The sequence below is a fragment of the Flexivirga alba genome (assembly GCF_042661025.1).
Taxonomy (GTDB): Bacteria; Actinomycetota; Actinomycetes; order Actinomycetales; family Dermatophilaceae; genus Flexivirga; species Flexivirga alba.
The window spans coordinates 1635839-1662155 of sequence record NZ_JBHSWH010000001.1 but is presented as its reverse complement, the minus strand read 5'-3'; the positions used below and the strand labels follow the sequence as shown (position 1 = coordinate 1662155).

Annotated in this window: 24 protein-coding genes and 3 tRNA genes; 14 read left to right on the top strand and 13 right to left on the bottom strand. The window is 67.5% G+C overall.

Going from position 1 to position 26317, the window contains the following annotated elements:
- Positions 1–4 precede the first annotated feature (4 nt).
- The gene (locus ACFQDH_RS08080; RefSeq protein ID WP_382400178.1) at positions 5–2083 is read right to left on the bottom strand and encodes an acyltransferase family protein; all 2079 of its coding nucleotides are present in this window, start codon (positions 2081–2083) and stop codon (positions 5–7) included.
- Between the two features lie 86 nt (positions 2084–2169).
- Complete coding sequence (locus ACFQDH_RS08075; RefSeq protein WP_382400176.1) at positions 2170–2637, bottom strand: hypothetical protein; 468 nt, start codon at positions 2635–2637, stop codon at positions 2170–2172.
- 42 nt (positions 2638–2679) lie between these two features.
- On the opposite strand from ACFQDH_RS08075, the gene ACFQDH_RS08070 reads away from it, so the two are divergent.
- The 4 genes from ACFQDH_RS08070 to ACFQDH_RS08055 all read left to right on the top strand — a co-directional run bounded on the left by ACFQDH_RS08070 (position 2680) and on the right by ACFQDH_RS08055 (position 4097).
- On the top strand, positions 2680–3726 hold the full coding sequence (locus tag ACFQDH_RS08070) for a PHP domain-containing protein (RefSeq protein WP_382400174.1): 1047 nt from the start codon (positions 2680–2682) through the stop codon (positions 3724–3726).
- A gap of 101 nt (positions 3727–3827) precedes the next feature.
- Positions 3828–3900: transfer RNA gene (locus ACFQDH_RS08065), tRNA-Glu, on the top strand.
- Between the two features lie 31 nt (positions 3901–3931).
- Positions 3932–4005: transfer RNA gene (locus tag ACFQDH_RS08060), tRNA-Asp, on the top strand.
- A gap of 16 nt (positions 4006–4021) precedes the next feature.
- Positions 4022–4097 (top strand) — tRNA-Phe (locus tag ACFQDH_RS08055).
- 840 nt (positions 4098–4937) lie between these two features.
- Here the strand turns inward: ACFQDH_RS08055 and ACFQDH_RS08050 are convergent.
- Together ACFQDH_RS08050 and ACFQDH_RS08045 are read right to left on the bottom strand one after the other, a co-directional pair.
- Positions 4938–6767, bottom strand: a complete 1830-nt coding sequence (locus ACFQDH_RS08050) for a LuxR C-terminal-related transcriptional regulator (RefSeq protein ID WP_382400172.1) — start codon at positions 6765–6767, stop codon at positions 4938–4940.
- Positions 6768–6865: 98 nt separating this feature from the next.
- Positions 6866–7654 carry an AAA family ATPase gene (locus ACFQDH_RS08045; protein WP_382400170.1) on the bottom strand — a complete coding sequence of 263 codons (789 nt, stop codon included), beginning with the start codon at positions 7652–7654 and terminating at the stop codon, positions 6866–6868.
- A gap of 113 nt (positions 7655–7767) precedes the next feature.
- Between ACFQDH_RS08045 and ACFQDH_RS08040 the strand changes: the two genes are divergently transcribed.
- The 4 genes from ACFQDH_RS08040 (at position 7768) to ACFQDH_RS08025 (ending at position 11504) form a co-directional block, all read left to right on the top strand.
- Positions 7768–8847, top strand: coding sequence for a class I SAM-dependent methyltransferase (locus tag ACFQDH_RS08040; protein WP_382400168.1), 1080 nt, complete (start codon positions 7768–7770; stop codon positions 8845–8847).
- A 127-nt stretch (positions 8848–8974) separates the two neighbouring features.
- Positions 8975–10213, top strand: a complete 1239-nt coding sequence (locus tag ACFQDH_RS08035) for a glycosyltransferase (RefSeq protein WP_382400166.1) — start codon at positions 8975–8977, stop codon at positions 10211–10213.
- Between the two features lie 20 nt (positions 10214–10233).
- Entirely contained in the window at positions 10234–10611 is a 378-nt protein-coding gene (locus tag ACFQDH_RS08030) for a nuclear transport factor 2 family protein (RefSeq protein ID WP_382400164.1), read from the top strand.
- On the top strand, positions 10608–11504 hold the full coding sequence (locus tag ACFQDH_RS08025; RefSeq protein WP_382400162.1) for an alpha/beta fold hydrolase: 897 nt from the start codon (positions 10608–10610) through the stop codon (positions 11502–11504). The genes ACFQDH_RS08030 and ACFQDH_RS08025 overlap by 4 nt, the downstream gene beginning before the upstream one ends.
- 246 nt (positions 11505–11750) lie before the next feature.
- Here the strand turns inward: ACFQDH_RS08025 and ACFQDH_RS08020 are convergent, their stop codons facing one another.
- The 3 genes from ACFQDH_RS08020 to ACFQDH_RS08010 form a co-directional block, all read right to left on the bottom strand.
- Positions 11751–12056, bottom strand: coding sequence for a type II toxin-antitoxin system PemK/MazF family toxin (locus tag ACFQDH_RS08020; protein WP_382400160.1), 306 nt, complete (start codon positions 12054–12056; stop codon positions 11751–11753).
- 405 nt (positions 12057–12461) lie between these two features.
- Positions 12462–13136 carry a response regulator transcription factor gene (locus ACFQDH_RS08015; RefSeq protein WP_382400158.1) on the bottom strand — a complete coding sequence of 225 codons (675 nt, stop codon included), beginning with the start codon at positions 13134–13136 and terminating at the stop codon, positions 12462–12464.
- Positions 13137–13166: 30 nt separating this feature from the next.
- The gene (locus ACFQDH_RS08010; protein ID WP_382400156.1) at positions 13167–14390 is read right to left on the bottom strand and encodes a sensor histidine kinase; all 1224 of its coding nucleotides are present in this window, start codon (positions 14388–14390) and stop codon (positions 13167–13169) included.
- 164 nt (positions 14391–14554) lie between these two features.
- On the opposite strand from ACFQDH_RS08010, the gene ACFQDH_RS08005 reads away from it, so the two are divergent.
- The 3 genes from ACFQDH_RS08005 to ACFQDH_RS07995 all read left to right on the top strand — a co-directional run bounded on the left by ACFQDH_RS08005 (position 14555) and on the right by ACFQDH_RS07995 (position 16299).
- Entirely contained in the window at positions 14555–15277 is a 723-nt protein-coding gene (locus ACFQDH_RS08005; RefSeq protein ID WP_382400154.1) for a DUF4352 domain-containing protein, read from the top strand.
- A gap of 50 nt (positions 15278–15327) precedes the next feature.
- The gene (locus ACFQDH_RS08000) at positions 15328–15948 is read left to right on the top strand and encodes a copper resistance CopC family protein (RefSeq protein ID WP_382400152.1); all 621 of its coding nucleotides are present in this window, start codon (positions 15328–15330) and stop codon (positions 15946–15948) included.
- 153 nt (positions 15949–16101) lie between these two features.
- On the top strand, positions 16102–16299 hold the full coding sequence (locus tag ACFQDH_RS07995) for a DUF3073 domain-containing protein (protein ID WP_382400150.1): 198 nt from the start codon (positions 16102–16104) through the stop codon (positions 16297–16299).
- Between the two features lie 59 nt (positions 16300–16358).
- On the opposite strand, the gene purM is transcribed toward ACFQDH_RS07995, so the two are convergent.
- From purM to ACFQDH_RS07980, 3 genes are read right to left on the bottom strand one after another with little or no spacing between them, the layout of a single operon-like run.
- Positions 16359–17468 carry a phosphoribosylformylglycinamidine cyclo-ligase gene (gene purM / locus ACFQDH_RS07990; RefSeq protein WP_382400148.1) on the bottom strand — a complete coding sequence of 370 codons (1110 nt, stop codon included), beginning with the start codon at positions 17466–17468 and terminating at the stop codon, positions 16359–16361.
- Between the two features lie 34 nt (positions 17469–17502).
- Complete coding sequence (gene purF, locus ACFQDH_RS07985) at positions 17503–19092, bottom strand: amidophosphoribosyltransferase (protein ID WP_382400146.1); 1590 nt, start codon at positions 19090–19092, stop codon at positions 17503–17505.
- A gap of 33 nt (positions 19093–19125) precedes the next feature.
- On the bottom strand, positions 19126–19416 hold the full coding sequence (locus ACFQDH_RS07980; protein WP_382400145.1) for a hypothetical protein: 291 nt from the start codon (positions 19414–19416) through the stop codon (positions 19126–19128).
- Between the two features lie 172 nt (positions 19417–19588).
- On the opposite strand from ACFQDH_RS07980, the gene ACFQDH_RS07975 reads away from it, so the two are divergent.
- Positions 19589–20542, top strand: a complete 954-nt coding sequence (locus tag ACFQDH_RS07975; protein ID WP_382400143.1) for a hypothetical protein — start codon at positions 19589–19591, stop codon at positions 20540–20542.
- Positions 20543–20687: 145 nt separating this feature from the next.
- Positions 20688–22298, top strand: a complete 1611-nt coding sequence (locus tag ACFQDH_RS07970) for a glycoside hydrolase family 10-like protein (protein WP_382400141.1) — start codon at positions 20688–20690, stop codon at positions 22296–22298.
- Here the strand turns inward: ACFQDH_RS07970 and ACFQDH_RS07965 are convergent.
- From ACFQDH_RS07965 to ACFQDH_RS07955, 3 genes are read right to left on the bottom strand one after another with little or no spacing between them, the layout of a single operon-like run.
- On the bottom strand, positions 22291–23160 hold the full coding sequence (locus tag ACFQDH_RS07965) for an LLM class flavin-dependent oxidoreductase (RefSeq protein ID WP_382400139.1): 870 nt from the start codon (positions 23158–23160) through the stop codon (positions 22291–22293). The genes ACFQDH_RS07970 and ACFQDH_RS07965 overlap by 8 nt on opposite strands.
- A gap of 18 nt (positions 23161–23178) precedes the next feature.
- Positions 23179–23574 (bottom strand): sterol carrier family protein, encoded by a 396-nt coding sequence (locus ACFQDH_RS07960; RefSeq protein ID WP_382400137.1) that lies wholly within the window; start codon positions 23572–23574, stop codon positions 23179–23181.
- Positions 23571–24545 (bottom strand): LLM class flavin-dependent oxidoreductase, encoded by a 975-nt coding sequence (locus ACFQDH_RS07955; RefSeq protein WP_382400135.1) that lies wholly within the window; start codon positions 24543–24545, stop codon positions 23571–23573. Before ACFQDH_RS07955 ends, ACFQDH_RS07960 begins: the two co-directional genes overlap by 4 nt.
- A gap of 410 nt (positions 24546–24955) precedes the next feature.
- Between ACFQDH_RS07955 and ACFQDH_RS07950 the strand changes: the two genes are divergently transcribed.
- Positions 24956–26308, top strand: a complete 1353-nt coding sequence (locus ACFQDH_RS07950; RefSeq protein ID WP_382400133.1) for an HNH endonuclease signature motif containing protein — start codon at positions 24956–24958, stop codon at positions 26306–26308.
- Positions 26309–26317: the final 9 nt, after the last annotated feature.

Genomic DNA, 26317 nt, shown 5'->3' with positions numbered 1-26317 from the left:
AGCGTCAGTCCGTCGCTTGGCTCAGTTTCACGGCGAGCTCGGGACCAAGCGTCAACGCGAAGGTCTTCGACACATGGCCAGGGTTGAAGAAGACCGTCACGCCTCCGATCACCGGTGGGCACGACCCGCGTCGGCAATAGAGGTCCTCGACGTTCACGAATGTCACGCCGGCCATGGCCCGGGCTGCCTGCTGCTGTGCCTCGTATGAGGGGAAGGCGGCGGATTGCTTGAGCGCACAGTCCTTTCCGCCCGAAATGCCGGCGTGTACGACGCAGTCCAGCGTGTTCTGCTGCGCTTGCGGCACGTCCTGCAGGACAATGACCCGCTTGCCCGACTTGGTGAGCCGCTTCCACGCCTGCTGCATACCTTGCTCGGTCGCGTGCCGATCCGTCGCCGAAGTGCGGGCCGCGTCGCTGGATTCCTTCCGCGTGACGATCACCAGGTCGATCGAGGGGTCGGTCGCGATCTTGTCGAGCATCTGGTGCCGCCACGAATGGCAGGCGTCCTTGTCCCGGTCGACGACAGGGATCTCCGCGGTCGTCAGGTAGCAGCCGGCCTTGCCCGCGACGTCGATCCGCCAGTCGAGCTTCTTGGCTGCCGTGACGTATGCCGGGATCAGCGAGTTGTTGTGGGAGTCGCCGATCGCGAGCGCGTGTACCTTCGCGCCGGACTTGGGCCCGAGCGTGCACGTCTGCAGGGTCGGATCGCCCTGGGACGCCCAGCATGCCGCGCGGTTGCCGTCATCCTTCGGCAGCGAGGCGAGATCCGGTGTCAACGCTGCCGGAGCCGCGCAGTTCGCCCGCCCGAGCGCGGGAGCGCCGACACATGGGTTCGCGCTGGCGAGGATGGCGGCCACCCGCTGACGAGACTGTGCTGCGTCGTGCTGCACCATGCTCAAACCGCTCGTGCCGATGACCAGCGCGGTCACGACGCCGCCGATGACGATCGCACCGCTTCGCCCGCGCCAGGTCACAGGTCCATGCGGGCGCAGGGGTGCCTCGACGAATCGCATTGAAGCCCAACCGATCCCGATCGAGCCGAGCATGATCACCGCGCGAGGGACGACACCGAGCGGGTGGCCGACCACCCATGGAACGATGACGAAGACGGGCCAGTGCCAGAGGTAGATGGAGTATGACGCGTCGCCGATCAGCTGCACCGGTCGTGAGTCCGCGACGAGTTTCCAGACGTTGTCGTGCCGCACGGTCGCAAGCACGAGCGCACCACCGAGAGTGGGCAGCGCTGCGGCATTACCCGGGAACGCCGTGCCAGCGCTGAACTCCCAAGCTGCGACGAGAATCGCCGCCAGGCCCACCCACGCGACGGCCGGTGGCACCTTCTGCAATCGACCGTGCCCGAGCAGTACCAGCAAGGCGCCGATCCCGAACTCCCACGCCCGCGTCGTGGTGACGAAGTACGCCGAGGCGGAGTTGGTCGCCGTCAGGTGTACCGACCACGCGAATGACGCCAGCGTCACTACACCGAGGACGACAACGAAGCGGGCCCGCCAGGTCCGCCGACTCGACACCGCGAGCACGGCGACGAGCAGCAGGGGCAGGACCAGGTAGAACTGCTCCTCGACCGACAGGGACCAGAAGTGCTGAAACGCGGTGGGCGGGTCCGTCGAGCTCAAGTAGTCGGTCGCGCTGGACGACAGCAACCAGTTCTGCACGTAGAACGCCGAGCCCAAGGCCTGCTGCAGTCCGGAGCGCCATACGTTCTCGCCCGCCCAGGCGAACATCGCCAGGGTCGTCAGCACGATCACCAGCAACGCCGCAGGGAGCAGCCGGAAGGCACGGCGGGTCCAGAACGTCGTCAGCGAGACGCGTTCGGTGCTATCCGCTTCACGCGCCAGATGCCCCGTGATGAGGAAGCCGGAAATGACGAAAAAGACGTCTACGCCGATGAATCCGCCGGTGAGTCGGCCCGGCCACAGGTGATAGCCGACCACGAGAAGAACCGACAGCGCACGCAGTGCCTGTATGTCGGTGCGGACTGCACTGCGACCATCCGCCGTGGACCCGGTATGCCGGTCAGTGGCTATCGATTGAGTTGTGGTCGGGGCAGGAACTGAGGAGGCCATCGCAGCCGGACGCTACCGAGCGTTCCGGTCACATCGGCCGATTCCGCACGCGTCGATGCGAAGTTCATCCAGAGACCGCCGAAGGTTCACCGAACGTGGTGCCACGCGACGACGGCGATCGCCGCCAGGAAGATCAGCGAACCGACGAACGCGAACGGCCGCCCGGCAGCGGCGATAGCTTCGGCGATGGGCGCACGAGCACCCAGCTCGACCATGCGTTGTTGCGGCGGACGACGCAGCTTCCCGATGCGCACCCGCACCGGCGCGAGTTGGGTCGATATCGGCACATAGACCGAGATCACCAACAGTGCCAACGGAATCCGCACCCAGAAGGCCCGGTGTGCCTGCTCCGCCCAGATCGCGACGGCCAGCATGAGGATCGCGAGCACGGCCGCGACCAACTGGCTGCCGGCGGTGATGTTGCGCGCCCTCGCGGTGCTCTCTCCGGCCCGACGGATCAGCCACTGCAACTGCCGCTGCTGCAGTCGGCGGCGAACCCACCACGCCCAGGCGACACCGATCACCAGGAGAGGCAACTCGATCCAGATCCGCACGCCGAGCAGCCTACGGCCACCCCATCCGGCAAGCTGGGTCGTATGCCGCACGACGAGCCCATCGAGCCGATCGATGCCTTGCGCCGAATCGCCTTCCTGCTGGAGCGTTCCCGCGCGGGGACCTACCGGGTCAAGGCGTTCCGCCAGGCCGCCGATACCGTCATCAGCACCCCTCGCGACGAGCTCGAGCAGCGGGCCGAGCAGGGCACGTTGCACGACCTGCCGGGCATCGGGAAGTCGACCGAAGCGGTCGTCCGGGAGGCTCTGGCGGGAGACCGTCCGGCATACCTGACCAGCTTGGAAGAGAAGTCTCCCGAGCGTCTCGTCGAAGGCGGCGAGCGTTACCGCGACGCGTTGCGTGGCGACTGCCACAGCCACTCCGACTGGAGTGACGGCGGCTCACCGATCCCCGAAATGGTCGCTACCGCAATGGAACTCGGCCACGAATACCAGGTGCTCACCGACCATTCGCCCACCTTGCGAGTCGCGAATGGGCTCAGCGCCGAGCGCCTCACCAAGCAACTGGCGCTCATCGACCGGATCAACGAGCACACCGGCGACTTCACGCTGCTCAAGGGCATCGAGGTCGACATCCTGGACGAGGGCGAGCTCGACCAGACCCCGGCGATGCTCGACAAGCTCGACGTCCGGGTTGCGTCCGTGCACTCCAAACTGAAGATGGCCAAGTCGCCGATGACCCGACGGATGATCGCCGCGGTCCGCAACCCGCACACCAACATCCTGGGTCACTGCACCGGCCGGATGGTCGACGGCGAGCGCCGGGGCAAGGCACTGCGCCGCGACCAATCCGCCTTCGACGCGGAGGCGGTCTTCGCCGAATGCGCCGAGCACGACGTCGCGGTGGAGATCAACTCCCGCCCGGAACGCCAGGACCCGCCGGACGAACTGATCGATATGGCGCTCGCCGCCGGCTGCCTCTTCTCGATCGACAGCGACGCCCACGCACCCGGCCAACTGGACTTCGTGGAGTACGGCTGCGAGCGGGCACAACGCCTCGCCATACCCCTCGACCGGATCGTCAACACCTGGCCGAAAGAGGAGCTGATCGCATGGGCGGCGGGTCGCTGACCCCCTCGTTTTGGCGGATCGCCCGACGCTCCCTTATAGTCGTCTAGTCCTCGACACCAGCCGAGGTGGCTAACGCTTGAGGACTGGTCGTCAAGGCTGAAGTCCCCATCGTCTAGCGGCCTAGGACCCCGCCCTTTCACGGCGGTAGCACGGGTTCGAATCCCGTTGGGGATACGCATTGCACATGCGATGATGCACGAAGTAAGGCCCTGTAGCGCAGTTGGTTAGCGCGCCGCCCTGTCACGGCGGAGGTCGCGGGTTCGAGTCCCGTCAGGGTCGCTCTTTCTTTTCGAAAGGCCAGATAGCTCAGTTGGTAGAGCGAGCGACTGAAAATCGCTAGGTCGGCGGTTCGACCCCGTCTCTGGCCACCACGGTCGCACTGGCCGGACAAACGGACTCGCCCTAGGGCGGGTCCGTTTCGTGTATGCCGAGCCGGCTTCCGCAGAGCAGACCGGCCCTGGCCGCCAGCCGCATCTGTACCTCAACTCCGAACTTGCACTGCTGACGAGCCTGAGGCTGGTGGTGCCAGAAGTCAGGCCGTGCCCGGTGCCGTATGACCTGCCGTTCCCGGTGTGGGCACCCGGACGAGCCCTGCGGGACGGGCGTCCGCGGACTGGCCCAAGAGGCCCGGGGTATTTCCACGAGCGATGTTGAGCTGGAACGTGTCCACAATCTTGAGCCGTACATCGCGGGACGCCGCGCCCACCTGCGCAACAGACGTGGCGAACCGTTACCGACCCCGCGTCAGTGACGGCTCGTCACGTACAAGACACCGTGTTGGGGTCTGGAGATCTGAGCGCCGACCTCCGATCCGTCGCCGGTGATCGTTCGTGTTGCGGGACATGCACGAGCCGAGGTCGACGTCCACCTCGGTCGACACTGCGCTGTTGACCCAGCTCGCGAAGGGTGGATCGGTGCTCTCGTGCCACTAGACCGCCCACTCGTCGTACACCCTGCGGCCCATGAGGAACGCCTCGTTCGTCTCCAAGCCGACGCCGACCACCTCGCCCATCGTCGTTGAAGTTGCGGGAAGTGGCACTGATCCTGCGCCTGGACGACTCCGCCGAGGGTGATGAAGGCAGTCGAGATGACCTGCCCTTGGTCTGCGCTTCCTCAATGCGGGTGTGACGGCCGAAACGCGGCGGAACTCATCGCCGGTCCGCTGTCGCGGTCGCGGTCGCGGTCGCGGTCGCGGTCGCGGTCAACCGACGCTAGCGCAGCAAACACTTGGCCAGCTCCGCGCGCGACCGGATACCGAGCTTGGTGTAGACCTTGCGGAGGTGGTACTCCACTGTCTTGGGGCTCAGGAACAGTGCCGCTGCCGTCTCCCGCGTGGTTCGCCCCTCAGCGAGCAGCAACGACACCTGTAACTCCTGGGGCGTGAGCGAGGTAATGCCGGCGGGGTCCCGTCGAGGCACTCTCTCGCCGGTCGCGTCGAGCTCCACAGCCGCCTGGTCGGCCCACCTGTCGGCACCGAGCCCGGTGAAGATCTCAAATGCGCGGTGGAGCTCCGCTCGGGCGTCCACCCGCCGGCCGATACGCCGGAGCCGGGCGCCGTAGGCGAGCCTGGTCCGCCCAGTCTCGAAGGTATCGAGGGTCTCGGCGTGGATCTTCAGAGCCTCCCGGAAAGGCTCGTCGAACTGCCCGTGCGGCGCCACTAACCCCCGAGCCCGTTGCGCCCGGGCAACTGCCCACGGCTGCCCCTTGGAATCTGCAGCGATCAGGTAGCCCGAAACGCAAATTCGGGCCTCCTCCACCTTTCCCAGCCGAAGGAGGGCGTCGGTCAGCTCCGGCGACGCCGACAGATCCGGATCACGCAGCCCCAGGCGCTGGAGCAGCCCCTCGAGCCGGAGAAACTGCTCGACGGCCGCCCCGGGGTTGCCCAGCGCAAGCTCCAGATCGCCGAGCGCGAAGTGGACCCAGGCCTCCGGGAGGTGGATGTTCCGGTTGACGCAGATCGGTAACGCCTCTGCGGCGTGGGTGCGGCACGCCTCGGCTCGCCCCTGCCTGGCCTCCAGACAGGCGAGCCCTGCCAGGGACACGGCGAGCTCCGTGCTTTGACCGGTGTCTCGGGCAAGCCGGATCGCCTCGGAGTAGTTGGCCTCGGCGCGGGTCCACGAATCGGTGGTGGCCTGGTCGCGGGCGACGTGGAAGAGCAGGTTCGGTAACTCGCCGACCCCGGCCCGGTTGCGCGCTTCGTCCACGACCAGGCGCAGTTCGCGTCCGGCAGCGTTGGAGTCCCGGAGGAAGAGCGGGGCGAGCATCAGCCACGCCGGCCGCCGGGAATCACTGCGAAGCTCGGTGCACTCCGCAAGTAGCGGCACGGCCGAGCGAAGTTCCTCTACCCCGCCTTGGTTGGTGAGCACCTTCGCCATGCCGGTCGCCACCAGGCCCAGTGCTCTTGCCTGACTACTCGTCGCCTTAGCCAACGCCGCCGTCAGCTTCGCGGCCAGTCGGCGTGACGAGTCGGTGTCGGCGAGGTAGAAGGTCGCGTGGAGGGCGTCCGCCAGCAGCATGACCGCGGTATCGGCGTCAGGCTCCAGCCCGGCCGCGTGCTCCAGCAGGTCGCGGGCCACCACCAGTGACCCGGTCCGGGCCGCAATCGCGGCTCGCAGCTGCAGATCAGCCGTCCCCATCTCCGCATTTCCGGGCAGCCCTCGTAACTCGTCGAGAAGGCCCAGGGCCCGCTGGGCGAGGCCGGCCGCCCAGGCGTTCTCGGCCGCTCTGGTGAGGCTGATCAGCTGCTGCTTCGGCTCGGGGCTCAACCGCGCTGCCCGTTCGTAGGCGGTGGACGCGACGGAGTACGCAGTCCGTGCGGCGGCGTGCTCCGCAGTCAACGTCATCAGATCGGCCACTTCCGCATCGGGGGACCAGCTCGCTTCCGACAGATGCCAGGCGCGGAGGTCGATGTCGTAGTCCGGAAGGGCTCCGGCCACCGCCCGGTGCGCGGCCCGCCGTTCCTCTGGGGCGGCGTCTGCGTAGATCGCTGCGCGGACCAGGGGATGCCGGAATCCGATCTGACCGCCGAGGACAGTGATCATCCCGATATGTTCGGCTTGGCCCAGGCTGGCCGGATCGAGCTGGAGGCGTGCGCAGCCGGCCGAGGTGAGGCGGAGGTCCCCATTTGCGACCACGGCGACTAGCAGTGATGACCGGGCCGTCTGGTCGAGGGCGCGGATCCTCTTGCCGTATGACGCCACGAGGGCGACCGGCACGGCTGGGGGACTTCCGGACCGGTCTGCGCGAGCAGCGCGGGGTCGCCGCCGAGCTCCAACATCGCGAGCGGGTTGCCCCCGGTCAACTGGTGGAGCCGGGCGAGCTGCTCGTCGGTCACTGGCAGGGCCGTTAGGGACCGGACCAGGTCGCCCGCCGGGCCGATCTCGAGTCCTGCCATTGACAGGTGCGGGAGCCCGGTTGTCACGTCGTCTGACTCGCCTGTGCGGGCCGCAAGGAGCACGGCGACCGGGTCGGCGCTGAGCCGCCGCGCAGCGAAGGCCACGGCTTCCGCCGACGGCCGGTCGAGCCACTGCAGGTCGTCGACGACGACGGCTACCGGGATCTCCTCGGCGCAGCGGCAGAGCAGGCTGAGCGTGGCCGCGCCGATCGCGAACCGGTCGCCGGGCGTCCCGGCCTGAAGTGCGAGGGCAGCGGAGAGCGCCTCGGCCTGGGGGCCCGGAATGCTGTCGAGCCGGGTGAGGACCGGGCGGAGCAGGGAGAGCAAGCCGGCGAACGGGATCTCGCGTTCCGGTTCGGTCCCGGTGCCGCTCAGCACCTGGAAGCCGTCGAAACGGGAGCGGGCGTAGTCGAGGAGGGCGGTCTTGCCCACGCCTGCCTCCCCCGTGATGGCCAGAACCCCGCTGTTTCCGATCCGGGCCCCGGCGACGAGTTGGTCGATCAGTTGCCGTTCGGCGACACGCCCCACCAGCATCGTCCGATTCTAGGCTCCAGCAGGTCCACGGCTCCCGAACCAGGGGGTCCCCTGATGCGGTGGAAGGCCACGGCTTCCTACGGTCGAGGCCTCATCAAACAAGGGAGAACGAGATGACCACGACCGAGGCACCGACCGAAGTCGACACCGACAAGCTGATGCAGTTCGTGTTCCGGGCCGTGGACGAGGTCGGTGCCACGCTCAATGCAGCCCTGGTCGTCATGGGCGACAAACTCGGCTACTACCGCGACCTGGCCGCCAACGGGCCGAGTACGCCGACCCAGCTCGCCGAGCGCACCGGCACCGCGGAGCCGTATGCGCGCGAGTGGCTGAACGCGCAGGCGGCCGGGTCCTACCTGACCTACGACCCGTCGTCGGGTCACTACACGCTCCCGCCGGAGCAGGCGGTTGCGCTGACTGTGGAGGACAGCCCGGCGTTTTTGCCCGGCTTCTTCCAGATCGCGCTCGGCACTGTGCACGACACGTCTCACATCCTGGAGGCGGCACGCAGCGGAGCCGGGTACGGCTGGCACGAACACGACACCGACGTACACGTGGGCTGCGAGCGCTTCTTCCGCCCCAGCTACAACGCCAACCTGATCGACGGTTGGCTGCCAGCCTTGGATGGTGTTGTGGCCAAGCTGCAGCGCGGCGCGCGAGTGGCCGACGTGGGGTGCGGTCACGGGGCCTCCACGATTCTGATGGCCCAGGCCTTCCCGAACTCCACGTTCGTCGGGTCCGACTACCACGCACAGTCGATCGAGACCGCGAAGGAACGGGCGGCCGCTGCCGGGGTGGGGGATCGGATCCGGTTCGAGATCTCACCCGCCGACGGAATCACGGGAACCGGCTACGACCTGGTCACGATGTTCGACTGCCTGCACGACATGGGCGACCCCGTGGGAGTGGCGAAGCAAACGCGGCACGCACTGGCGGACGACGGCACCTGGATGGTGGTCGAGCCCATGGCCGGCGACCACGTCGAGGACAACCTCAACCCGGTGGGCCGCGCCTATTACGGCTTCTCGACCCTGCTGTGCACCCCTTCATCGCTGTCGCAGGACGTCGGTCTCGCGCTGGGCACCCAGGCCGGACCGGCCCGGATCCGCGACGTGGTGACAGCCGGCGGCTTCACCAGGTTCGCCAGCGTCGCGGAGACGCCGTTCAACCGGGTGCTCGAAGTTCGCCCCTGACACTCCGCCGCTCACACAGCGAGCGCCACTTCCTGGGCGGAGACCCCACCCAGACTGACCGAAATGGCCTTCACATTCGGTAGGAAACGACGATGGTCAAGAGCCCGGCCGGGCGGGAGACTGGATCATGAGCACGAGGACCTGGACTAGGGCGCCCGCCCGACCACTGCGGGCGCTCTACCTGTCCTCGCCGATCGGTCTGGGACACGCCCGACGGGATCTGGCCATCGCCCAGGAACTCAAGCTGCTACGCCCCGACCTGCAGATCGACTGGCTCACCCAGCATCCAGTCACCCGGATGCTGGAGGATGCTGGCGAACTGGTGCACCCGGGATCGGCCTGGCTGGCCAGCGAGTCGGCCCACATCGAGTCCGAGTCCGGCGAGCACGACCTGCATGTATTCGGTGCCATCCGCGACATGGACGAGATCCTGGTCAACAACTTCATGGTCTTCAACGACGTCGTGGAGCAGACGCCGTACGACCTGGTGATCGGGGATGAGTCCTGGGACGTCGACTACTTCCTGCACGAGAACCCCGAGCTGAAGCACTTCTCCTTCGCCTGGCTGACCGACTTCGTCGGCTGGCTGCCGATGCCGGACCTCGGTGAGCGCGAAGCGCTGCTGACCGCGGACTACAACGCCGAGATGCTGGAGCAGCGGGCCCGGCACCGCCGGATCCGTGACCGACAGGTCTTCGTGGGCAACCCGGAGGACGTGGTCGACGAGTCGTTCGGACCGGGCCTGCCGAACATCCGGGAGTGGACGACCACCAACTACGACTTCGCGGGGTACGTCACCGGATTCGATCCACCGACACCCGGGGAGGTGGCGCGGTCCCGCCGCGAGATGGGCTACGGCACCGACGACATCCTGTGCGTCGTCGCGGTTGGTGGGTCCGCGGTCGGGGAGCCGTTGCTGCGACGGGTGCTCGACGCCGTACCCTTGGCCCGGGCGAGGCTTCCCGAGCTGAGGTTCCTCATCGTCACCGGACCCCGCATCGACCCGGCGACGTTCCCGTCGGTGGAGGGCGTCGAACTTCGTGGCTACGTGCCCGACCTCTACTTGCGCATCGCCGCAGCGGATGTCGCGGTCGTCCAGGCCGGCCTCACCACCACCATGGAGCTCACGGCAGCACGGGTGCCGTTCCTCTACGTGCCGCTGCGTCATCACTTCGAGCAGAGCTTCCATGTCCACCACCGACTGCAGAACTATCGCGCAGGGCGACGGGTGGACTACGACGACGCCAGCGATCCGGAGTGGTTGGCGGACGCGATCCTCAAACAAATTGGCTGCGAGGTCACGTCGCTGCCTGTGGAGTCAGGAGGCGCCGGACGCGTCGCCGCCATGCTGGAGGAACTGTTGTGAACGACATTGGAGGAACTGTTGTGAACGACACCGCTGACGTCATCTCGACCGCCCTGGACTACTTCGAGGGGTGGTACGACGCCAACCTCGCGCGGATCGAGGCCACCCTGCATCCCCAGCTCGTCAAGCGCTCGGCCATGCAGGCCAACGGCCAGGGTCCGAGTGTGACGACGAAGGAGAGGATCCTCGAGCTCGTACGCGAAGGCGGCGGAACCGAGGACAAGACCGACGACCCGATCGAGGTCACGGTGGTCGACATCCACCACGACATCGCCGCTGCAGTCGTCCGGTCCGCGCAGTACCGCGAGTACCTCCACCTGCTGCGAACCCCCGAGGGGTGGCGCATCGTCAACGCGTTCTGGCAGCTCACCGACCCCGAGCCAGAGCCACCGACATGAGGATCCTCGCCCCCGATGCCGAGGCCTACGTCGAGAGTGAAGGCGTCCGGATCCACTTCGACGTCACCGGCACCGGTGGTCCCACCATCCTGTTGCTGCCAACATGGACGGTCATCCACAAGCGGTTCTGGAAGGCCCAGGTGCCCTACCTGTCGCGGCACTTCCGCGTCGTGACGTACGACGGACCGGGCAACGGCCGCTCGGACCGGCCTCTCGACTCCGCGGCGTACGACCACGACGTCCAAGTCCGACACGCACTGAGCGTCCTCGATGCCACCGGCACCGACCATGCGGTGGTCGTCGGCCTCTCGCAGGGCTGCGCCTGGGCTCTGCAACTGGCGGTCGAGTACAGCGACCGCGTGCTCGGGGCGATCCTCATCGGGCCATCGGTCGCCATCACCGACGGACACCCGGTCCGGCTCGCGAAACGTGACCCGTCGGACCTGCCCGCTTCGCGGGTGCCGTTCCTCAAGCGCGATCCACTGCAGCACTGGGCGAAGTACGACACGGGGTATTGGCAGGGCCACCACGAGGACTTCCTGTGGTTCTTCTTCGGCATGTGCTTCCCCGAGGCACACTCCACCAAGCAGATCGAGGACTGCGTGGCTTGGGGGCTGGACACCACTCCCGACGTGCTCGCCGCGGAAGCGCAGGGGACACGGCCGAGCAGGCAGACCGTAGAGGACTGGTGCCGTGCCGTCGAACGTCCCGTGCTGGCGATCCACGGCAGCCACGACCTGATCAGCCCGCCGTCGCGCGCGCAACGAATCGCCGAGCTGACCGGCGGCGACTACGTCGTTCTGGAGGGCGCAGGCCACATCCCCCTGGCGCGCGACCCCGTGAGGGTCAACCTGCTGATCCGCGACTTCGCCCGCCAGTTCCACGTGCATTAGGGATGCGGTCGCCTCGAGGGCAAGGTCAGAACTGCAGAACTTGTAACTTGCCCAGTGTGCCGTCAGCCTGAGGCGGTTGCCTTTCGCTGCCCGCGGTGCGGTGGCTGGCGAGTCGGGCGAGGATCTCACCAGATCTGTGTCCGATGACGAGCCTGGGGTCCTCGTTCCAGGTCTGGGCCCAGTCCGGATGTCTTTGGCGAGTGGCCTCGCCCGTAAACCGAGCGTCATTCGGGACGCGCCTCGGTATCAGAGGGTTATAGGCCGACCACGATGGAGGTCCCGGTCGACCTCATCTTGCAGGCTGTCGGGCACGTAGCCGACCTGGCTGTCCAGGTCTGATTTGCTGAGCGTGACAACAGCGGTGACGTTCACAACAGAGTCTCGCGGCAGACCAGTCGCGGCAGCGGACAAAAACACGTTCCCAGGCATCGCGGTCAGGGCGGTGTTGGAGGTGCTAGCGACCACCAGCGCTGTTGCCAGACGGCTCTCGTTGAAGCTGTCGACCTGAATCACGAGGACTGGTCGACGTTTAGCCGGTCGGATGCCGACCATCGGGGCCCAGATCGGCCTAGCACACCATGCCCCGCTGGGTCACCACTCGTCGTCCGCGTCGCGGAGGAATCCATCTGCTGCCTCCACGGCTGCTGCATTGGATTCGTCCGACGCGCTGCACTTAGCCAATGCCGCGTCGATCTGCTGCGTTACCGAGTGCGCATCGAGTTCGTCAAGGTAGTTGACGGCGGCGCGCGCGAAAAACTCTGAGCGACCGGGCCGAGCGCCTTCGTACGACGCGATGCGCGGTCGAAGGTCCCATCCGGCCGGGAGATCGCGGTCTTCATAACCCAGGTGTGACCGGGTATGACCGGGTATGGCCCGTTTCGTACAAGCCGATCGTGAATCGGGCTGCTTACAGGAGAGTCTCCCGGGAACGCTCGTGGTCGATCCAGGTGATCGACCTCAGATCAGACCGGCCCGGGCGGCCAGCACGGCCAGCCGCACCCGCCCCTCGACACCGAGCTTGCGTTGCGCCGATGCCAGATGTGTCTTGACCGTCGCTTCGCCGACATACAGCTGCGCGCCGATCTGCTGGTTGCTCAGGCCCTCACCCACCAGGCGGACGACATCGCGCTCGCGGTCGCTGAGACCGTCGACCGCCGCTCGGGCCGTGGCCCGCGCCGCCCCGGCGCCACCGACCTGCTTGAAGACCCGACGCGCGCTGCGTGGTGACAACGCACCGTCACCGGCATGCACATTGCGGATCGCCTTGATGATCTCGCCGGCCGGGGCGGTCTTGAGCAGGAAGCCCGCCGCCCCCGCGCCGATCGCCCGCATCACGATGTCGTCGGCGTCGAAGGTCGTCAGCACGATGACTCGCGGCGGCGACGGGAGGGCGCACAGCGCTTCGGTCGCGGCGATGCCGTCGAGGCGCGCCATACGCACGTCGAGCAGCACGACGTCGGGGTAGTGCCGCTGGACGGCAGCCACGGCTTCGTCGCCGTCCCCCGCGGTCCCGACGACGCGTATGTCGTCGGTGCTGGACAGGATCAGCTCCAACCCGGAGCACACCAGCGGGTCGTCGTCGATCAGCAGCACTCGGATCGGCTGCACCTCGTCGGTGTCAGAGTCAGTCACTTGCGGTCCCTCTCCATTGCCACGGCAGCTTCACCAGGGTGCGGAACGCACCGTCGTCGTCAACCCACACCCACGACTCCCCGCCGGCCTGCTGCACCCGCTCATGCACACCGGTGAGGCCGTTGCCGGGCCGGATCGTGTGATCTGTCGGGGTGGGCGAGCGGTTGGCGGTGCTGATCTGCACCCCTTTTCCGGTCCGGCGTCGATCTGCAGCCGCACCGGAGCACCCGGCGCGTGCCGTCGAGCGTTGGTCAGCAGCTCCTGGGTGATCCGGTAGGCGCTGCGGCTGACCTGGTCGTGCAGCTCCGCTCCGCGATCGAGGAAGACACCGGCCGCGACCGGGCTGCCTGCCGCCAGTGACTCGTCGATCAGCTGCGGCAAGTCGACAAGCGTCGGGAGCGCCTTGCTGATGTCGGGAGCGCTGGGCTGGCGCAGCACCGCCAGCAACGAGCGCAGGTCGGCCATCGACTCCTGAGCGCCCTCGCGGACCAGTGCAGCGCTCTTGGCGAGCTTGGGGTCCTGGCTGGCAAGCTCGAGGCCCGACGCGTGCAGCGACAGCAGCGACAGCCGGTGCCCGAGCACGTCGTGCACCTCGCGGGCGATCTGCTCCCGCTCGGCCTGCCGTGCCACCTCCGCGCCGAGGGCGTGCAGCTTCGTCTCGGCGCGCACCTCATGGACTTGACTGGTGCGCAACGCTTTTCGGCTGCGGACCAGCATCGCCAACCCGATCGTCACGGCCAGGAAGAATGCCGTCTCCAGCACGACGAGCCACCACGGGAAGTGCGTTCCGTCGTTCATCGAGAACATGTCCCGGGCCCACGAGGAGACCCGGCTGCCGGTGCCGTCGCGCCATACACTTGCGAACTCGGCCACCGTCGCCAGTGCGACGCTCGCCCACATCCACGGGCCGGTGACGGCGAGCAGCACGGCATACAGGGCGAAGAGCGGCGTGATCGCGTCGAGCGGCAACGCGATCGTCAGCGCGCTGATCCCCAGCGAGATCCAGACCGGCCACTTGTGCCGCCAGACCAGCGCGACGACAACGGCGACGGCGACCAACGCGACCGGAAAGAAACGGTCGGACAGCTGCGCCGCGTCGGCCACGGCCTTGTTCGTGATGCCGTCATGCCGCGACTGCGCGTAGGTGGACGTCGTGATCTGGGTGCCGATGCACAGCACCACCACCAGCGCCGTCACGACGCCGCGCAGCAGGCGCGGTGAGCGCCACCAGGGCGAGACGGACGTGATCGGCATGACCGCACTGTAGAGCCGCCCACCGACGCCTCGTATCCACCTTCCGGGAACTGCCCCCTCCCCCGATCGGTGGAGGTATGACGAGCCGCTCGCCGGAAGTCGCAGGGCCGCCCGAGGCGGTCTGCTGAGGCATCGCAAGAACACGACCCAACGGAGGAGCAGCGATGACTCAGTACAACGGCCCACAGGACCCCACTCAGTGGAGCGGCCAGCCGCCGCAGGCCGGCGGTCCCTACCCGCCGGTGCCGCCGGGACCGGCGCCGAAGAAGCGGAACTGGTTCGCCCGGCACAAGATCCTGACCGGGCTCTTCGGCCTGGTCGCGGTCATCGTGATCGCCACCGCCGCCAGTTCCAGTGGCGGCTCGTCGGACCCGCAGCCGACGACGGCCGCGAGCCAGCCGACGAGCGCAACGAACGACGCCGCCCAGCACCCGGCCAAGCAGACGGCCAAACAGACGACCAAGAAGGCGGCGCCGAAGCCTGCCACCAAGAGCCCAGGCATCGGGACGCCGGTGAAGTCCGGCGACCTGCAGTTCACCGTCACCAAGGTGGTGCGCGACCAGACGCAGGTCGGTCAGCAATACCTGACCCAGAAGGCTCAGGGCCGTTACACGCTCGTCTACGTCACGGTCCGCAATGTCGGCAAGGAGTCCGAGACACTGGACGACTCCGAGCAGAAGATCAAGGACGCCGACAGCAAGACCTACGAAACCGACAGCATGGCGGAACTGTCGATGAAGAACAACGATGTCTGGCTGCAGCAGATCAATCCGGGCAACGCCGTGGACGGCATCCTCGTCTACGACATGCCGGCTGGTGTGAAGGCGACGGCCATCGACTTCAGCGGCGGATTCTTCGAGGACGCGAAGACGGTTCAGCTGAGCTGACAACGCACCTCAGGACCGGACGCATGGGCTCGGCCGACATAATCGGGCCCATGCGTCCCCGTCTCGGCATCCTGCTCCTCCTGCCACTGTTGCTGACGGCGTGGCTGGTCGGCGCCGGCCACGCGTCGGCGCACGACGAGCTGGTCGGGTCCAACCCGTCGGCCGGCACCGACCTGCACACGGCACCGACGTCGCTGCGGCTGACGTTCAGCGACACGGTTCGCGACATCGGCATCGCGATCCAGGTTGAGGACGCATCGGGCGCTCAGTTGCAGACCGGGAAACCGGTCATCAGCGACACGGTGGTCACGCAGCAGTTGAAGGCAGCGACGACCCCCGGCACGATCCGCGTCGTATGGCGGGTCACGTCTGCTGACGGCCACCCCGTGAGCGGCAACTTCAACTTCTCGCTGAACGCCGCCGACGCGCCGAAGACCACGACGACAGCGAAGGCGTCCTCCACCGCCAGCGGCGGCCTGCAGCGCGGCAGCTCGTCGAACAGCGTGGAGACCAGCTACTCCACCTCGGTCCCCAGCTTCCAGCGACCGACCGACAAGACCAACAACGAGCCACTGCTGATCATCGGTATGGCGGTGCTCGCCGTGCTGCTCGTCGGCGGCGTCGCAGCACTGATCCGACTGCGCGCACGGGGCGATGACGCCGATCTGTGACGCCGAGCGCCAGTCGATGCTTGGAATGTTCGGGGCCTGAGGTACCGTTTACCTCACGACATATACCCAGGATCCCGGGGTCCGATGGCGGTCTCGTGCACGCACGATCCTCCGCTTGTCGCACCCCGGCAACACACACGAGGGGGTCTCGCCATGGGGCGCGGCCGGGCCAAAGCCAAGCAGACCAAGGTTGCCCGGGAGCTGAAGTACTTCTCTCCCGATACCGATCTGAATGCACTCGAGCGCGAACTCAGCTCGGGCACTCACAAAACGGCGGAGGAAGCCGAGGAGTCGTCGCGCACTGACGACGACTACGGCGACTATGCCGACTGGGCGTCGCATCGCGATTGACCCTGTCCCCCAGTTCGATACGTCGCTGACCTCGGTGACCTCAAGTCACCGAAACCAGATCACTGCCGGTGCGCACCGATGAGCTGTGCACCACCGGACTTTGCGCCCTTGGCGCCCGTGACGATTTCCGCGACCGCTCCGTCGACCTCGTCGGTCGCCCGCACGGTGCCCATCACCCAGCTGGGTAGGTCGCACGCTGCAAGCAACGCGAGCGCTTCATCGACCGCATCTTCGGGCAGCACGACAGCGAAGCCGACCCCCTGGTTGAGCGTGCGCTCGATGTCCTGCTGCGGAACGTTGCCGAGCCCACCGATCACCGAGAAGACGGCCGGCGGTGTCCAGCTGCTGCGGTCCACCACGGCGGTCAGCCCGGTCGGCAGCACCCGCGCCAGGTTCGCGGCGAGCCCACCGCCGGTCACGTGCGAGAGCGCGTGGATCGGCAATTCCTTCACCAGCCGCAGGAGGTCGGCGGCATACACGCGAGTCGGGGTGAGCAACTCCTCGCCGAGAGTGGAGCCGAACTCCGGCACCTCGCGGTCCAGCTGCCAGCCGGCGGACGTGATGACGCGACGCACCAGCGAGAAGCCGTTGGAGTGCAGGCCGCTGGACGGTACGCCGAGCACGACGTCGCCCGCCTGCACGAGCTCCGGGGTGAGCAGGTCAGCGCGCTCGACCGCACCGGTGGCCGCGCCGGCCACGTCATACTCACTGGGCTCCAGCAGCCCGGGGTGTTCGGCCGTCTCGCCGCCGACGAGCGCGACGTTCGCCTGCTGGCAGGCCGCGGCGATGCCTTGGACGATCGCGGCGATGCGCTCCGGGACGACCTTGCCGGTCGCGATGTAGTCGGTCATGAAGAGCGGTTCCGCGCCGCAGACGACGATGTCATCGACGACCATGCCGACCAGGTCGAAGCCGATGGTGTTGTGCACATCCATCGCCTGTGCGATCGCGACCTTCGTGCCGACGCCGTCGGTGGAGGTCGCCAGGACCGGGTGTGCGAAGCGGGCGATCGCGGACGCGTCGAAGAGGCCGGCGAAGCCGCCGAGACCGCCGATCACCTCGGGCCGGGTCGCGCGCCGCACCGACTCCTTCATCAGCTCGACGGCCTTGTCACCCGCCTCGACGTCGACACCTGCTGCGGCATACGTGATCTGCGGGGAGTCGGGCATCGGGCGTCCTTCTTCAGCTGTGTATGGCGGTAGGTCAGGGCTGCAACAGGGAGTTCTCGGCGCCACCGGACAAGCCGAGTGACACTCCCTCCGCGTCACTGCGGCGGTCCTGCTCGGCGACATCCACCGAGGTGTCGTGGCCGGTGCGAACGTCGATCGGCAGGGTCTCCAGCACGTGCTTGCCGATGCGCCCGTCCTCGGGCAGCGGGATCGGGTATTCACCGGTGAAACACGCCCGGCACAGCTCGTCCTTCGGCTGCTTGGTGGCGCCGACCATGCCGTCCTCGGAGATGTAGCCGAGCGAGTCCGCGCCGATGGACGCCCGGATCTCCTCGGTCCCGAGGCCGGTGGCGATCAGCTCCGCACGAGTGGCGAAGTCGATGCCGTAGAAGCACGGCCAGGTGATCGGCGGGGAGGAGATGCGCACGTGGATCTCGGCGGCCCCGGCCTCGCGCAACATCCGGATCTGGGCGCGCTGGGTGTTGCCGCGCACGATCGAGTCATCGACGACGACCAGCCGCTTGCCCTTGACGGCGTGCTGCAGCGGGTTGAGCTTGAGTCGGATGCCGAGCTGGCGCAGCGTCTGGCTCGGCTGAATGAAGGTCCGGCCGACGTAGGCGTTCTTCACGAACCCCTGGCCGAACGGTATGCCGGACTCCTGCGCGTAACCGGTCGCCGCCGGAACGCCCGACTCGGGCACGCCGATCACCAGGTCGGCGTCGATCGGGTGCTCCCGGGCAAGTGCCCGCCCCATCTCGACGCGTGCCTCATGGACGACCCGGCCGCGGATCACCGCGTCGGGACGAGCCAGGTAGACGTATTCGAAGACGCAACCCTTGGGCTTGGGTTCGGCGAACTTGTGACTGCGCAGGCCGTATTCGTCGATAGCGATCAGCTCGCCGGGCTCGACCTCGCGGACGATACTCGCGCCGATGGTCTGCAGCGCGGCCGTCTCGGAGGCCACCACCCAGCCGCGGTCGAGCCGGCCGAGGGCGAGAGGCCGCACGCCATACGGGTCACGAGCGGCATACAGCGTGTGCTCGTCCATGAAGACGAAGCAGTAGGCGCCCTCCAGCTTGGGCAGCACTTCGAGCGCGGTTTCCTCGAGCGGCTTGTCGGGGTTCTCCGACAGCAAGGCGGTGACGACGGCGGTGTCCGAGGTGTTGCCGCGTGCGAGTTCGCCTCGTGCGGCACGGCCGTCGAGCTTCTCGTCGACGAGGTCGCGCAGGTGGGCCGTGTTGATGAGGTTGCCGTTGTGCGCGAGTGCCACGGTGCCTCGGTCGCTACCGCCGAGGGTCGGTTGGGCGTTCTCCCAGGTGCTGCCACCTGTCGTGGAGTAGCGGGTGTGGCCGATCGCGAGGTGCCCGCGCAGGGAGGTCAGGCTCGACTCGTCGAAGACCTGCGAGACCAGGCCCATGTCCTTGTAGACCAGGATGCTGTGGCCGTCGCTCGTCGCGATGCCGGCCGACTCCTGGCCTCGGTGTTGCAGGGCATAGAGCCCGAAGTAGGTGAGTTTCGCGACTTCTTCGCCAGGAGCCCAGACACCGAATACACCGCATTCGTCCTGGGGTGCCTTCTCACCGGGAAGTAGATCGTGTGTCAGCCGTCCATCTCCGCGCGCCACGTCACCAGTGTGACATGACGAGCGGAAACCTTGTTACCGGCGGTTGAGGAGCCGTTCGAGGATCAGGGCGATAACGGCACCCGCGAGCGCTCCGAAGGCGGCCAACACTCCGCCGATGAGTGCGATGCCGGTGCGGTCCGAGTAACCCTGGATGTTCGGTCCGCCGTTGCCGATGATCACGCCGACAATCAGGCCAACGATGGCACCGGTGATGATGAACCGTCGGAAATCGGGTGCACGACGCACCCGCCGTCGCACCACGCGCGGCTCTCGCTGCTGGCCGTTCTGGCCGTCCGCACCGGTCGGCTTGTCCTGCTCCGTCACGCGGAGAACGGTAGCCCGCGCGGGGTGTTCGCCATACCGCCGCCCTGCGAGTCGGGGTCCCGGCGGCCACGTCAGGCTTGTTACCGGCGGGTAGACAGGTCGGCGGAGCCGTTGCGGACTCGTTAGGGTGATGCGCTAGTTGGTGTCTCCGTCGAAATCCGAGGTGTTCCGCATGGTGTGGCTGGTCCTGGCCCTGGTCGTCGTGGTGCTCGCAGTCGTCCTGTGGCTGTTGCTGCGCGACCCGAAGCATGGCCGCTCCGTCGGCATACACGGTGTCAGCGGTAGTCAGAAGGTCAGCACCGCGAACGAGCCGGCGGCTTTGGGGGAAGCACCCGAGGAAGCACCGGCCGCGAAATCGCCGGAGGAGAAGTCGCCGGCGGCCGCTGCCACGGTTGCGGCCGGTGCCGCAGCAGCAACAGGTGTGGCTGCCACCGCAGCAGTTGCGTCGCCGAGCGATTCGTCCACCGACGCGCCCAAGGCTGACGCACCCAAGGCTGACGCACCAGCAGCTCCGGCGGCCGACGATTGGGATGCCGCACCGCCGGCGCTCGACGATTCCGCGCCCGCCCCGGCACCGGCTGCTGCTTCCGATGACGACTGGGACGCACCGCCACCGCCGCTGGACGATGCTGCCCCGTCAGCCGCACCGGCCGCCCCGACACCCGCCGCTCCTTCCGGCGACGACTGGGACGCACCGCCACCGCCGCTGGACGATGCTGCCCCGTCAGCCGCACCGGCCGCCCCGACACCCGCCGCTCCTTCCGGCGACGACTGGGACGCACCGCCACCGCCGCTGGACGATGCTGCCCCGTCAGCCGCACCGGCCGCCCCGACACCCGCCGCTCCTTCCGGCGACGACTGGGACGCACCGCCACCGCCGCTGGACGATGCTGCCCCGTCAGCCGCACCGGCCGCCCCGACACCCGCCGCTCCTTCCGGCGACGACTGGGACACACCTCCACCCCCGATCGAAGGCACAACACCGGAAACGCACGCGGCTCCTGCGCCTCCGGCCGAGACGACGCCCACCCCGGCCGCCGAACCCGCGAAGAAGCCCGCTTCAGCCAAGTCCGCGGCCGACGACTGGGACACCCCACCGCTGCCGTTGGAAGAGTTCGGCGGGTGACCGGAGACTTCGGCGGCCCAAGCGAACTCGGCGTCAGCGCGAGGGCGAAGCGTTAGGAATTCTCTTCAAAATAGGCACCGCGTAAACCACCCAGCGTGCGAGTGGCGGTGACAGAGTCGGCATACCCCTGGACCAAGGAGCCGACATGTCCGTCGACCATTCGAATCACCCGGCCCGCCGCAGCGTGCTGCTCGGCATCGCTGCCGCGCCGTTCATGGCCGCAGCGACGACCTGTGCCGCTGACGCCAGCCCGAGCTATGGACGCAATTACGTTGTGCCGCAACCCCGCCCGGGCCAATACCCCACCGATCCCGCGGCGCCCAAGCACGAACTGCGTGCGATGTGGGTTTCGGTGGTCGCCAACATCGACTGGCCATCCAAGGAGGGCCTTTCGGTCACGGATCAACAGGCGGAGCTGATCGCCTGGCTGGACCTTGCGGTCGAGCAGCGCCACAACGTCGTCGTGCTCCAGGTGCGCCCAACCGCCGACGCGCTGTGGCCGTCGCCCTTCGAGCCGTGGTCGGTCTGGTTGACCGGCGAGCAGGGGAAGGACCCCGGCTACGATCCGCTCGGCTTCGCCGTCGACGAGGCGCACAAGCGCAACCTCGAACTGCACGCGTGGTTCAACCCGTTCCGTGTCGCGATGACCGAGGACCCGAGCACGCTGATCCCGTCGCATCCGGCTCGCCAGCATCCCGACTGGGTTCTGCCGTATGGCGGCAAGCTCTACTACAACCCCGGCGAACCCGTGGTCCGGCACTTCATCGAGGACGCGATCATGGACGCGGTCGAGCGCTACGACATCGACGCCGTGCATTTCGACGACTACTTCTACCCGTATCCGGTCGCGGGCAAGACATTCCACGATGAGGAGCAGTACGCCGAGTACGGCAACGGTATGTCGTTGGCCGACTGGCGCCGATCCAACATCGACGACCTCATCGTCCGCCTCGGTGACCGCATCAAGCGAGCAAAACCGTTGTGCCAGTTCGGAATATCTCCCTTCGCCGTATGGCGTAACAAGGCGACCGACCCGACCGGCTCCGACACGACCGCAGGTGCTCAGACCTACGACGACCTGTATGCCGACACGCGTGGCTGGGTCAAGAAGGGTTGGATCGACTACATCTGCCCGCAGGTCTACTGGTCGATCGGTTTCGCGCCGGCTGACTACGCCAAGCTGGTTCCCTGGTGGTCGGACGTCGTGAACGGCACCCCGGTGCACCTCTACATCGGGCAGGCCAGCTACAAGGTCAACACGAACGGAGCGGTCGACCCGCATTGGCTGAACCCCGGAGAGCTCTCCTCGCACCTGCAGCTCAATACGAATTATCCGCAGGTGCAGGGCAACATCTACTTCTCGGCGGTCCCGGTCCGCAAGGACGAGCTCGGCGCCACGACGCTGCTCGACGAGACTTGGTACTCGCGACCGGCCTTACCTCCGGTCAGTCCGTGGCTGAAGCATCGAGCGCCCGCACGCGTCTCCGGTCTGCGGCGTGACGGCAATTCGCTGCAGTGGCAGTCCGGTTCGCGCGACACGGCGCACTTCGCGATCTACCGGGTGCCCGTCCAGAGCACGCGCACACACGCCAAGAGTCGCGATCTCGCGGACGCTCGGCATCTCGCGGCCGTCATACCTGCGGGCCAGCGCAACAACAGCTGGACCGACACGGATCCCGCTTCGGGCACGCAGGTGTATGTCGTGAGCGCAATCGACCGAGCCGGCAACGAGAGTGCAGGCATCGCTGTCATCTGAGCTTCGGAAGTACCTGCGCGGCAACGGTTTCCAGCACATCGACGGTTGCCGCGTAGGGCTTGTCCGGGCGCGGCCAGTGAGTGATGAGGTCGGTGAATCCGGCCTCTTGAGCGCGACCCACTGCGTCCTCGAAACGATCGACACTCTCGTAGACCGACCCTCGCGCGCCGTCGGCGTTGAGGTGTCGCTCGAACAAAGCGTTGTCACGGCCGGCCGCTTCGAGCACTTCGGTCATTCGCTCGCCCGACTCGCGTAGCCCGGTCCACCAATCCTCTTCATTGCCAGTTGGTTTGCCGTAGGTCACCCAGCCCTGCCCAACCTCGGCCGCGAGCCGCATCCCCTTCGGCGCGTTCGCTGCGACGATGAACGGCACCCGCGGTTGCTGAACACATCCCGGGGCGTTGCGCGAGTCGTGCGCAGTGAAGTACTTGCCGTCATACGAGACGTGGTCCTCGGTGAGCACTTGGTCCAGCAGCCGGGTGAATTCGAAGAAACGCCCGGTGCGTTCGCCTACTGTCGGCGACTCGCCGAGCAAGCCGGAGTCGAGGTCGCCTCCCCGCCCGATGCCGCAGATGAATCGGCCACCGGAGATGTCATCCAGGGCGAGCACGTCGCGGGCGAACGCCACCGGGTGACGGAAGTTGGGCGAGGTGACGAATGTGCCCAACCGGATGGTCGACGTCACCATGGCCGCCGCGGTCAGCGTCGGTGTCGTGCCGAACCAGGGCGCATCGGGCAGACCTCCCCAGACCAGGTGGTCGTAGGTCCAGGCGTGATCGAAGCCGTACCGCTCCGCTGCCTGCCACTTCGGCGCCATATCGGTCCAGCGGGCTTCCGGGAGAATCGTGATGCCAACGCGCATGACAGCAGCCTAAGCGGGTTACTTCGACGGGCGCCGCAGGAGCGGAAGGTATGGCGAGAGGTCGGACCGCGACCCGGACGCCGACACGATGCCGGCTGTCTCGGCCTCTGCCCAGGTGGTGTCACCGACCACTAGCTTCATCCACGAATCCGGGTTCAGTTCCACGACATTCGGTGGTGTCCCCCTTCGGTGGGTCAAGCCCTCGATGACCTGCACCGCGCCGTATGGCGGCACCCGCACCTCGACACTGCGACCGGGCGCTTGCAACGCCAGCTCCTGCAGGCTGAAGCGCACCGCCATCGCGATGATGGCGCGCCCCACCGTCGGGTCTGCGCACCAGGCAAGCACCGCAGCGCGCCCTGCTCCGCGTCGATTTTGCGGGTCGGCATCCACGGGCTCCTTTCGACCCGTCATCCTCCCGCATTCAGCTGGCCCGCGATAACCCCGGCCGTCTCCAACTGCCCGTGCGCGATCTCCAAGTCATCGGCGGGGAAGAACGCGATGCTCTTTGCACCCGCGTCCGCCATCGCACCGACATACGCCATGGCATCGTCGAGATCGCCGATGGCGCCGATGCGGGTCCACCAGTCGTCGGGGGCGTGGTCCGCCCAATCGTCGCCATGGCGTTCGACGAGCACACGAAGGTCGTCGTGGAAAGAGAGCGCTTGGAAGCCTGCGTGCCCGAGGCGGACCATCTCCGCAAGGAACGGCGCAGCAGCTCGTCGCGCCTCCTGCTGGTCCGGCATCACGCAGAGTGTTGCGAAGCACCGGTATTCGAAGTCATCCGGCGCGCGACCACACAACGCCTTGGCGCGCTCGAAGTAGTCGAGCGAGCACGGTGCGTCCAGCAGCACACCGTCGGCCGACCGGCCTGCCACGGCCAGCGACTTCGGCCCACGCACTCCGGCGACGACGGGCGGCACCGGACTTGGCACGTGCTCAAGCTTGACGTCCTTGGCGGTGACGTATTCGCCTGCCACATCTACAGTTTCGCCATTCAGGAGCCTCCGCACGGTCGTAAGGACTTCGTCGAGGGCGGTCACAGGTGACGCCGGTCGCACGCCCATCTGCTGCATCCAGGGCTGCACGCCATGACCGATGCCGCCTATCACCCGACCGGGCGCAAGGCTTGTCAGCGTCGCGATCTCCATCGCCGTCATCGCGGCAGTGCGCGCCACCGCCGGCAGGATGCCGAGCCCAACCCGTAGGTGCTGCGTGCTTGCCAAGGCCACCGCGGCCAGCGGCGGCGCGGTCGTGAAGAAGCAGTCCTCGATGAGCCACAACTCCTGCAGCCCGGCCGCCTCCGCCCGCCGCGCGTAGTCGGCGACTTCGCACGCCGGGAAGGTGCGGTCGAAACAGATGCCGATGGCGGGTACGTCGCTCATGCGATCGACGGTATGCCGAGCCACTGACAGCCACCGATCCGATCGCCGTCCTGTGTAGCCGGGAAGTGCCGAGCCCATATCCCCCAAAATGCGGGTCGAGTAGGGCGAGCTGCTAGGCGAGGCCGTATCGAGACCGCCAAGCATGCGGGTCGAGTAGGACGAGCCGCTAGGCGAGGCCGTATCGAGACCGCCAAGCATGCGGGTCGAGTAGGACGAGCCGCTAGGCGAGGCCGTATCGAGACCGCCAAGCATGCGGGTCGAGTAGGACGAGCCGCTAGGCGAGGCCGTATCGAGACCTCCCGTAGTCCACACCCCCCGCACCGGACCTGTGCACGACGGCAGGGGATGTGGATAACACCCGGACACGAAAACCATTGCGCTGCAGTGATATTCGTGACATACTCGAACACATGGACGACACACTGCAGCACGACACGAGCACACCTGCGGGTGTCCTCGACGTGGCTGCGGTGCGCGCGTTCCACGACCGGCTCGACGACCTCAGCAGCACTGACAACCCGTTGGAAGCAGTCCGGGCGTTGGCCGAGCTACAAAACGCGATTTCGGCCCGGCAAGCCCACCTGGTCGTGGCCGCACACGAACACCAGCAAGCCCGCGACATCCCCCGGGGCATCACCGCCCGCGACACCACTCGGGAAGTGGGTTCACAAATCGGGTTCGCCCGCCGCTGCCCCGGGCGCCGCGGGACAGCATTCCTGAACCTCGCCCACACCCTGGTCGACGACATGCCCCACACCCTGGCCGCGCTGGCCGCCGGCGTGATCACCGAGTGGGACGCCACCCGGATCGTGCGCGAGGTCGCCGGCCTGTCCCGGGCTGACCGCGCGAGGGTGGATGCCGCGATCGCCGATCAACTCGGCGCCGTCGCCACCGGACGTCTGGTGACCGCCGCCCGGACCGAGGCGTGCCGGGTCGACCCCGACACGATCCGAGCCCGCCGAGTCAAAGCCGAAACCGAACGCCGAGTCAGCCTCCGGCCCGCACCCGACGCGATGGCCTACCTGACCGCGTTCCTCCCCGTCAAAGACGCCCTCGCGTGCAAGGCCGCCCTGGACCAAGCAGCCACCGACGCTGCCAAAAGCTCCGACAAGCCGCGGGGTCAGGTGATGGCCGACACCCTCGTCGAACGCGTCACCGGCCGCCGGCCCGCCACCGGCGGCACCGACCTGACCGTCAACCTGCTGATGCCCCTGGATTCGTTGACCGGGAACACCCCCGCGTACGTGCCCGGCTACGGCCCCGTCCCGGCGGACCTGGTGCGTGAATGGTTCACCACCGGTGATCCGACCGGGCCGCTGATCCGGCGCCTGTTCACCCACCCCGGGACCGGGGACATCATCGGCATGGAATCTCGGGCCCGCCGCTACCCCGGACTGTTGGCGATGCTAATCCTGTTACGTGATCAGGTGTGCCGCACACCCTGGTGCGGGGCACCGATCCGGCACACCGACCACATCACCCGACACACCGACGGCGGCCCCACATCCGAACGCAACGGGCAAGGATTGTGCGCCCGCTGCAACTACGTCGAAGAACACCCCGACCACCATGTGACCGGCGACGGCAGTCACACCCGAACCCAGGCAGGCGGATTCACCGCCCACAGTTACCCACCCACACCACCAGGCATGCCACCACCAACCCGGTCATACCTCGAACGCACCCTGATGGAAATCACCTGGCACCACTCCGTCAGGACGAATGACGAAGACGACAGCGAGGGCGACAGCGGCGACGAGTGAGATGCTCTC